Source organism: Deltaproteobacteria bacterium, from assembly GCA_016213065.1.
GTDB lineage: Bacteria > UBA10199 > UBA10199 > SPLOWO2-01-44-7 > SPLOWO2-01-44-7 > JACRBV01.
Genome location: JACRBV010000073.1, coordinates 20,517 through 30,194, shown reverse-complemented (window position 1 = coordinate 30,194; position 9,678 = coordinate 20,517). Strand labels below are relative to the sequence as shown.

7 protein-coding genes are annotated in these 9,678 nt (G+C 44.2%); 1 reads left to right on the top strand and 6 read right to left on the bottom strand.

Features of this window, described 5'->3' with window-relative positions; genetic code table 11:
- Window positions 1-153 precede the first annotated feature (153 nt).
- Window positions 154-978, top strand: coding sequence for a nucleotidyl transferase AbiEii/AbiGii toxin family protein (locus tag HY877_04475; protein MBI5299532.1), 825 nt, complete (start codon window positions 154-156; stop codon window positions 976-978).
- A 15-nt stretch (window positions 979-993) separates the two neighbouring features.
- Here the strand turns inward: HY877_04475 and HY877_04470 are convergent, their stop codons facing one another.
- The 6 genes from HY877_04470 to HY877_04445 form a co-directional block, all read right to left on the bottom strand.
- The gene (locus HY877_04470) at window positions 994-1,992 is read right to left on the bottom strand and encodes an inorganic phosphate transporter (GenBank protein MBI5299531.1); all 999 of its coding nucleotides are present in this window, start codon (window positions 1,990-1,992) and stop codon (window positions 994-996) included.
- Window positions 1,985-2,602: a DUF47 domain-containing protein gene (locus tag HY877_04465; GenBank protein MBI5299530.1), complete on the bottom strand. Its 618-nt coding sequence runs from the start codon at window positions 2,600-2,602 to the stop codon at window positions 1,985-1,987. Before HY877_04465 ends, HY877_04470 begins: the two co-directional genes overlap by 8 nt.
- A 65-nt stretch (window positions 2,603-2,667) precedes the next feature.
- Window positions 2,668-4,089 carry a transglycosylase SLT domain-containing protein gene (locus HY877_04460; GenBank protein ID MBI5299529.1) on the bottom strand — a complete coding sequence of 474 codons (1,422 nt, stop codon included), beginning with the start codon at window positions 4,087-4,089 and terminating at the stop codon, window positions 2,668-2,670.
- An 11-nt stretch (window positions 4,090-4,100) separates the two neighbouring features.
- Entirely contained in the window at window positions 4,101-7,049 is a 2,949-nt protein-coding gene (locus tag HY877_04455; protein MBI5299528.1) for a PD40 domain-containing protein, read from the bottom strand.
- Between the two features lie 99 nt (window positions 7,050-7,148).
- Window positions 7,149-7,652, bottom strand: a complete 504-nt coding sequence (locus HY877_04450; GenBank protein MBI5299527.1) for an ORF6N domain-containing protein — start codon at window positions 7,650-7,652, stop codon at window positions 7,149-7,151.
- Between the two features lie 104 nt (window positions 7,653-7,756).
- Window positions 7,757-9,676, bottom strand: a complete 1,920-nt coding sequence (locus HY877_04445) for a CHASE2 domain-containing protein (GenBank protein MBI5299526.1) — start codon at window positions 9,674-9,676, stop codon at window positions 7,757-7,759.
- Window positions 9,677-9,678 lie beyond the last annotated feature (2 nt).

Sequence of the window (9,678 nt, the reverse complement as noted above, 5' to 3'; positions counted from 1 at the left end):
AACAGACGAGGAATATTTTTTAGAAAATCTGCGACTGCAAAATCATGAAAAACTGTCCAAGAAACGGCTTTTAAAATTATCTAAGCAATTTAAATCAAAAAAGGTGAAGGCCGGAGTTTCTGTCTTAATTAGGCTGATTGATGAGGAAAGAAAATGAAAGACATTATTCTAAAAAATATTTCTAATCAGAAAAATCCAGTCAAAAGAGAAAATGCGCTTAGAGAAGAGCTTCAGCACCTTGTACTAAAAATTTTGGACGATGGTGGTTTTTTTAAAAATATCAGTTTTGTGGGCGGAACGGCGCTTCGCGTATTATTCGGTCTTCGCAGGTTTTCGGAAGACATGGACTTCAGCCTACAGATAGCCAATAATCCGGTCTTTAAATTTCAAGAAATGCTACGATACGTTGTTGATCAACTCACTACTTACAAATTCCAGATCGACATCAAGACAAAACAAAAGGGAGCCGTCCAAAGCGTTTTTTTGAGATTTAAAGAAGTGTTGCAGGAGTTTGACATTGTCAAAATACGAGGGCAAAAACTCTCCATCAAATTAGAAATCGATACGAATCCTCCTCCTTTTGCCCGCTTCGAAACACGTCTATTACAAAAAGATTTTATGTTCACAGTAGTGCATCACGATTTGCCGACTCTGCTGGCCGGAAAAACGCTGGCCTTTTTGAATCGTGCTTACACCAAGGGTCGGGACTTATATGACATGATCTGGTTTCTAACCAAGAACGTAAAAATGAACGAAGAGTTTTTTAAGGCTGGGTTACAACAACAAAATCCGGACTCCGAAAAAACATGGACACGAGATGAGCTAAGAAAAAATCTTACCGTAAAATTAGATGGCATGGACATGCCATTAGTGATTGAAGACGTCAGACCATTCCTAGACAATGAAACCGAGGTCAGATTTTTTGATGCGCTTTTAATTAAGCCGTTGTTTGAGAAAATAGAATTTGAAAAAAAGTAATCTCGCCTATACCCGTCACCTTAAACCAAACAAACTACAAGCCAAAGCGGCAATCAGGGCGGCCGCGGGAATTGTGAAAATCCAAGCCCAGACAATGCGGGAGGCAATGCCCCATTTCACGGCACTCAGACGTTTGGTGGCGCCCACACCGACGATGGCTCCTGTGATCGTATGCGTTGTGGAAACGGGAATTCCCAAATGAGACATCAGCAAAATAATCACACCGCCTCCGGTCTCGGCGCAAAAACCGTCCACGGGACGGAGTTTCGCAATCTTCATCCCCATTGTTTTCACAATCCGCCATCCTCCCAAATAGGTTCCGAGGGCAATCGCGGCATGGCAGGAAAAAATCACCCAGATGGGGATACCGGTTTCTTTTGGTAAATAACCGGAAGCCACCAACAAGGCCACAATAATTCCCATTGTTTTTTGGGCATCGTTGGAACCGTGGGAAAAAGAAAAAATTGCCGAAGAGAGAAGCTGTAATTTTCCGAACCAACGATTAACAGTGCCCGGAAGCAGGTTGCGGCAAATAAAATTCACAAGATGCATCAGCAACAAGCCGAGCAATAAACCAATAGCGGGAGAAATGAAAATGGCGGCAACCACTTTTGTAAAACCCGAATAGAGAATGGCCTGCAACCCAAACTTGGCAACCGCGGCTCCGGCAAAACCGCCGATGAGGGCGTGTGAAGAACTGGTGGGCAATCCCCACCACCAAGTGATCAAATCCCACACAATGGCCCCGATAACACCGCAAACCACCACATTTACTGTGACAAAATCGGGCTGAACAATTCCCTTCGCGATCATTTTGGCAACCGCCGTTCCAAAAGAAAACGCGGCCACAAAATTAAAAAAGGCGGCCCAAAGAGTGGCAACCTTCGGACTTAAGACACGTGTGGAAACAACGGTGGCGATGGAGTTTGCGGCATCATGGAATCCGTTGATAAAATCAAAAGCTAGGGCAATGGCAATAAACAGGACAAGGAGTGGAAGAGAAATCTCATGCATTTTTCAGGACAATCCCTTCAATAACATTGGCGACGTCCTCGCAACGATCGGTGGCAATTTCCATTTGATCCAGAATTTCCTTCAATTTGATAATTTGAATAGGGTCTTTCTCATTGGCAAAAAGATTGGCGACGGCAAAGCGGTGGGCTTCATCGGCCTCATTTTCCAGACGACTGATCTCGACACATTTCGACAAAATCATCTGGGAATTTTTCATATCCTTCAGACATATTGCCGCCTCACAAACCTGCTCCACCGTGCGAACCAAAACACGGGACAAAACTTTGAGATCTTCGCTGACATAGGGAATTTTATACAGAACCATGCGATCAGCACTTCCATAAATGTAATCCAAAATATCATCCATGGAGCTAATCAATTCGTGAATGTCTTCACGGTCAAGCGGTGTGATAAAAGTTTTGTTTAAAAGTTCGATGGCATCATGAGTGTGGCGGTCGCCCGTGTGTTCTATATCTTCAAGTTCTCTGAGTTTTTTTTCGGAGGTGGGAGAATTGCTGATGAAATCTTCAAGAGCCTTTGCCCCCGCCAAAACATTCTGGGCAACGCAATCAATCTGATCGTAAAATGCCTTGCTCTTGGTAAAAAACATAAATTGTTGGGCCCGAAATACCAGACGCCAAAGAACGCGTCAATTGCATAAGATTTTTCACAAAATCAATGTCCGGTGGAATTCGGGGTGAAACGTTCGGGGGTTTTGCCTTCGTAGAGCCAGCGGCACATCCAGTAGGCTAGCAGAACTTTTCGGGTGTAGTTTTGTGTCTCTGCAAAGGGAATCTCTTCGATAAAAACTTCCATAGAGTCATGATCGCGCAGACTAAGCCAACGGCTTACGGCCTCTTCTCCCGCATTGTAAGAGGCAATGGCATAAGGCAGTTGATCGAAAAAAAGTTCTTTCAGAAACTTCATATAGAGAATTCCAAGATGGATATTTACGGCGGGTTCAAAAATGGAAGGAAGATCGAAATTTTTCAACTTAGCGCCATTGGCAACTTGCAGTGCTGTTTGAGGCATCAACTGCATCAATCCGATGGCACCTGTGGGGCTTATAACACTCTCCTGAAAACGAGATTCTTGCCAAATCAGTGCAAAAGCCAAATTAGGATCAAGCCCTTTTTGTTTCGATTCTTTTTCAATCACGATTGCATATTTCCTCGGATAGAGTCCCAAAAATTTTCCATTCGTATTTTCTTTCCAAAGAGATTTTATGGCCGCTTCAAAATCGGATTCATCAGGATAAAGAGCCGCCAAGGATAAAACTGCATAGTAAGAGACCGGATATTTTGAAACTACTTGTTGAAGCAATCCCGTAGCTTCTTCATCCTGTCCGGACCGTTTCAAGGCCATTGCCTTCCAATAAAGGACTTGCGACGGCAAGGCGCCTCCACTCTTTATTTTTTGCACCACTCGATGACGACCACGGCGCTTCTTTACGCGCACCACAGTTCCTGATCCGCGAATCCGGTCCCAACTTTGCAAAGCGAGACGGTAATGTTGCATTTGAAAATGAGCCCAGCCTTTCCACCAAAGGACCTCCGGTCCGGATAAACCTCCCAGCATTTTTAAAACTTCTGTGTAATCTTTTGCTTCAATTGCTGTCTTCGCAGTCCTCCAGACAAGATTCTTTTTCTTTGATTTTCCTTCCTGAGCGATGAGCCGTTTGTATTTTTTCAAGGCTTCGGAATAGCGTTTCAGCTTTGTCAATGCCATTGCCTCTTTCAACAGTGCCTCATGTCTTATTTTGGGGGAGTCGGCATGAAGAACTAAATCACGAAACAAAGGAAGTGCTTCATCATAGTGTTTCATCCCCGCAAGGGCTCTGGCTTTCAGCAGTAAAACCTCTTCATCTTCCGAAGAATATTTTTGTAGTGCCTCCCACGCTTTCTCATACCAACGGTAATAGACGAGATCCTTAATATCATCGAGATCGGCCGGCCCTTTTTGAATCACTTGTAAAATGGGGGGAAGTGATTTGGCAAAAACGGCGGAAGAAAAATCAACGAAAACAAAAAAAAGGACCATAGACCATAGACCATGGACCATATATTTTTTATATTTAGTCCATAGTCCGTGGTCCATAGTCTGTGGTCTCAGAAGGAAGTTCCAAATTGCAGAATCAGAATACCATTCTTGGCAAGAGTTCCGAGGATAGGATCCTTCAAATTCACCAGACGTGCCCGATTACGAACAATGATGCCGTAACCTAAACGACCTGAGAGGGGAAGCCCGTGCCCAAGCACAAAATCACCGCGCAATTCTCCGCCAATACCCAACATGAAAGGATCGAAAAACTTGGAAAAATTTCTCGGTTGGGGATCTCGGGTATTCCACGCATCACCAAAATCGGCAAAGGCGGCAACGTGAATATCTTTCAAAAAAACAGGCCATGTTCCAATGCCCCGCTGTGGTGAAACAAGAGGAAAACGATATTCACCGGACAAAAGCATGGCACGATCTTTCACAAAAGCTGCCACGGGAAGACCTCTCAAATTGAAATAGCGTGAACTGTAACCGGTGGCCAAAGCACCCTCTCCAAGAGCACCTCCCAGAGTAAATGTTCCCGGGAAAATCTGGTCCCCAAAGGCAATGCCGCCTGCCGCGCGAAGAGCCAAAACCTGATTGGCCCATAACGGAATATACTGGCGAAAATCTCCCGCAAAAATTCGTTGTTCATTTTTGTCGGCCGACAAAAGCCGCTTGTCGGTGATTGTTCCGTTCAAACGAAGAATGCGTCCTTTTTCAGGATGACTGATGGAAGCGGGATAACTTTTCCCCTCTCCGTAGGTATAGCTCATGTTGATACCGGCAAAAACGCCCAGATTTAGGGCATTGGCTTCGCTCGGCAAAATGTGGGTGATCGGTATTCGGTCTTCGTAAAAATAGGAAAATCCGAACGCCTGTTTGGTGCCAACCGGTACCGACAAAAAGGCACTGGCATTGCGGCGCTGTTCAAAAAAGCGATAGCTGTTGCTGTTGCTAAAAACGAGCGTTCCATAATCAACCGCCTGATCATCGATGCCAATACCCATGATGGGGGCATAGCGGTTGTAATAATAACGGGCGGTGTAGCCAAAATAATTTGCATCTGTGCGAAAACTGCCGCCGGCCATCCAGTTGTGATAACGAAGAGGATCCGCCCCACCAGTGAATGCGGTGAAAAGAAAACTGTCTCCCAAAAAGTTTACACCCGGAAGCAAAAAGCGGGGAAGAAAGAGGGATTTTCCAAAAGGATTATATTTTTGGGGTGCATATTCCCCCACTTTGGAATTTTCTTCTTTTTCATAAGAAGGCAAATTTGTTTTTTTCTCATCTTTCTTCTTTCCCGATTTTTTTGTTTTCGGTCCATGGTCCATGGTCTCTGGTCCATAGTCCTCCCCAAAAATTTTCAACTGCAAAGGCACTTTGCGAATTTCATAACCTTCTCCGGTATAATATCTTCCCAATAAAGTTTGATCGTTTTTGGAGATTGCCGGTTCAAAGAGTCCCGTCTCCACGCGGCTGACCCGCTGTAGCTTATTGAAACGCCATTCATAGGCGTAAAGGTTGTTGGTTCCGTCTTCATCGGAGACAAAAAGAATCCATCGTCCATCCGGAGTCCATTCCGGACGGGAATTGACATGAATGCCGTTATTTTTGATGCAGGGTTTCGATGTAGCATCGGCCGCGAAGATACAAAGTTCCCAGCCCACATTTTTTTGAAATCGCACAAGGGCCAAATGCGCTCCATCCGGTGAATAGCGAAGATTAGCAAATTGGGTGAACGGTTTTACATCACTCAATAATGTGGTGATGGATTTCGTTTCTACATCATAAATTTTCAAAACATCTTTGCCCGCCTCGCCTGAAACAAAAACAATTCTCTTTCCGTCGGGCATAAAGTCCGGATCTCTTGCCCTCTCCCCCTTTGTCAGACGTGTCAGCTTCTTCGTTTCAAGATCAATTTGATAGAGATCAAGGTAATGCTGGTACCGTTTGAATGTTCCCATGGAGGCAAAAACAATGGATTTATCATCGGGAGAAAAACTAATTTGCGTGGGAGTTTTGTCTGACAATTTTTCGACTTTACCCGTCTCCAAATCTTTCAACCAAAGCATTGTTGCCTTGCGAGGATTGTAAGTCACATAGGCCAGTTTTTTCCCGTCTCTCGAAAATGTCGGAAGATAATAGGAATCTTTTCCTCCGAGAAAAGGTTCCAGTTGTGTCATCCCTTCCGATTTTATTTTTTCATCCCATACTGCATATTTTTCGCCCAATTCCTTTTGCCAGTCGCGCCAGAGTTGATAAAGGCTAACGCCAAAAGCTTTCTTGGCGGCATGATTCACGGCGCTGATCAGAAAATTGCGTTGGGTAACACGATTAAAAACCTGAAGCTTTTCCCAACCAAAACGTTTTTCAAGATACATCAAAAATTTGACGCCAAAAATATATTGGGTTTGTCCTGCGGGCCATTTCCATTGCAAACCATCGGCACGGTCAATGCTTGGGAACTGCTTGTTTAAAACGGCGGTGCGCACCAGCATCTCGCTATAGGAAGCCCTCCCCCGCCCTCCTTTAGTTTCTTCGGTTTCCTGCAACACGGCCAACCCCTCTTTCACCCAGTTTGGAGTCAATGCCGCCGGTGAAATCAATTTTCCAAAAACATAATGCCACGGTTTCCAAAAACCACCATACGCATCAAGATGAAGAATATGTGTGAGTTCGTGGGTAATCAACGTTTTAAGCCAGTCATCGTAGGTATTGAGAGAACTTTCGGGATCGGGAGGAACAATCCGGAGAATAATCATGTTATAGGGAAGTGTTGTAGCCAGACCATTTGCATCATCATTATTATCGATAAGGATCACCTGCGTGCGTCCCCACGGCTCCCACTGAAATTTGGGCTTCAAAATAGTATAGGCCTCTTCAAAATAATCGGCAGACCGTTTGGCAATCTCTTCAATATTTTGATGATATTGGATTGAAAAATGGGGCGTGTTGATCGTACGCCACCCACCAAAGGGATAATAAGAGCCGGCATGCACGAGGCCGACAAAAAACAAGCAGACTAAAAATAAAACCCCCCCAAAGATTTTGCGCATTTTGATAAGGGAAGGTAACGGAATTCGCAAAGTACTGCAACACTGGAATCTTAAGAACCCTCAAAACCCAATGCGTTTTTTAGGTGGGAGTGGTGGCGGAGCCATAAGTTCCCGGATAGCATCAAAAACAATTTTGAATTGGTGATCATATTTTTTTTCAAGTTGGATAAGTTTTTGGGCAAGGTCTTTGTGAGTCATCAACATTTCTCGTAGCCGTCCGAATGTTCGCATTACCTGAATATTGACTTGAATAGCCTGACGACTATTGAGAACGCTGGAAAGCATGGCAACCCCATATTCGGTAAAAGCATAAGGTGCAAAACGTCGTCCACCACGTCCTTTGTTTGAGGTCACAATTTGGGACCTCAAAAGCATAACCTCCTGATTTTCCAGCTGAAACATAAAATCCTCGGGGAATCTTTCACTATTTCTTTTGATCGCCTGAATAAGCACCTTAGTTTTAACACCATAAAGTTCGGCCAGATCTGAATCAAGCATCACCTTATGACCTCGGAACAGGAAAATCCGCTTTTCAATGCGTTCAATGGGAATAAGGTCCGTCACAACTTCTACAAAAGCAAAATCCGTGCCGAAGTCTTTGGGTTTTAAATTGGAACGAGACAAGAGAAGATGATTTACTTTCGTCAACTCTTGACGAATTTTGAGCACTATTTGGGGGATGAAGGAATCTGTTTTTTCCCCACCAATTCATAAATCTTTGTTTCAATTTCTTTTCCTTTTACTTTGGCGACGCCCAGTTCGCGCACGGTTACGTGGTCTTTTACTTTTTGATAGAGAGCGTCGCTGATAATAATTTGCGTTCCGTAATCCTTGTTCAGACCTTCAATGCGCGATGTCAAATTCACCGAATCCCCGATCACGGTATAATTGAAGCGCCTTGCGGATCCCATGTTCCCCACCGCCATCAAACCGGTATGAACACCCACACCGATTTTTAATTCATCAATGCCGTATTTTTTGCACCACTCTTCCTTGTGCTGATCCAGTTTTTCAATCATCTCCAACGCGGTAAGAGTTGCACGCAGTGCGTGATCCTCCTGCGGCAAGGGCGCGCCAAAAATGGCCATAATCGCGTCGCCCATATATTTGTCGACAGTTCCTTCATGTTCAAAAACAACATCCGTCATCACGGTAAAATAATCATTGAGAAGCTGAACCACCTTTTCCGGCGGAAGTTTTTCGGATTTGGAAGTAAAACCCCGGATGTCTGAAAAAAGAACCGTCAACTCTTTGCGGTCTCCACCTAGTTTTAATTGCTCGGGATGTTCCAAAAGAACTTTGATAACCGAAGGACTTAAATAATGTTGAAAAGTTTTTTTGATTTTACGCCGCTCTTTTTCTTCCGTGAAAAAGCGGTAGATGGTAATACCACCATAAACCAACGTACCGTTTAAAGTGGCTCCGAAGCTGTGGATCAAATAGCCTCTCAAAAAACACAAATAAGCGGCCACCGAAATCACCAATATCGAAATTATAAAAACAAAAAAACCACCCAACGCGTGAAATCTTGGAATCACAAGGCCCAGAAAAAATCCGACAAAAAGAATCAATCCAAAGGAAATGAGTTTGGTGTTGGTATCCGAAACAACAAAATCACCGCTCAAGATATTGTCGACAACATTGGCGGAAACTTCAATCCCCGGGAAAACGGCGTCTGTTGGGGCAACCCGCATATCATAAATCCCGATAGCCGTGGCTCCCGCCAAAACAATTTTATCTTTCAAAGTTTCTTTGGGAACGGAACCGTTTAAAATATTGGCGATACTGATATGGGGAAAAGATTTCGTCCCTCCGCGATAGTTGATAAACAACTCTCCTTTGTCATTGAGAGGAATTTTTTTATTTCCCAACGCGATGCCCCGCAAAACACCATCTTCATTCAAAATCGGCAAAGGAGAAAAACCAACGGCCAAACTTGCCGATTGCAGGGAAAGAGAGGGATAAAAATTTCCTTTGTAGGCCAAAATCAGCGGAGCTCTGCGGATCACTCCATCGGGGTCCGGAAAAACATTGAAAAAACCCTGTCGTTCGTTCGATACCGCCGCAACAATTTGGGGAACATTTGTTTGAACACCATAAACTTTTTCACCCGAAGTTTCGAGTTGTTTCGAAGACATGGAAAGTCGGGAAGGGAAAATGGTCTGATCGTTTTCCTTCAACTCTTGTTTGCTCAAATGGGCATCTTTGGCTTCTTGCGGGGTGGCATAGAAAAAATAACCCAAAGTAGTATCAGGAATTTTTTTCAAGGCCTCTGCAAGTTTGCCATCTTCGGGAGAAGTTTCTGAAAAGGTAATATCGAAGCCAAGTGTCTTAATCCCGTATTCTTTCAGTTTGTCCACCGCCGAAGCCATCACGGAGCGGGGCCACGGCCATCTTCCTATTTCATTGATGCTTTGTTCATCAATGGCCACAATGACAACATTGCCCGCGGTCTTCAGGGGACCGCGAATGAAAAAATAATTGTCAACCCATTTTCCGTCAATGGATTTGATAAAACCCGGAAAAACAAAATAGGTGGCAACAACAAGGACTGTTACGAAAAGGGCAATATAAAAAGGCCGTTTCACCT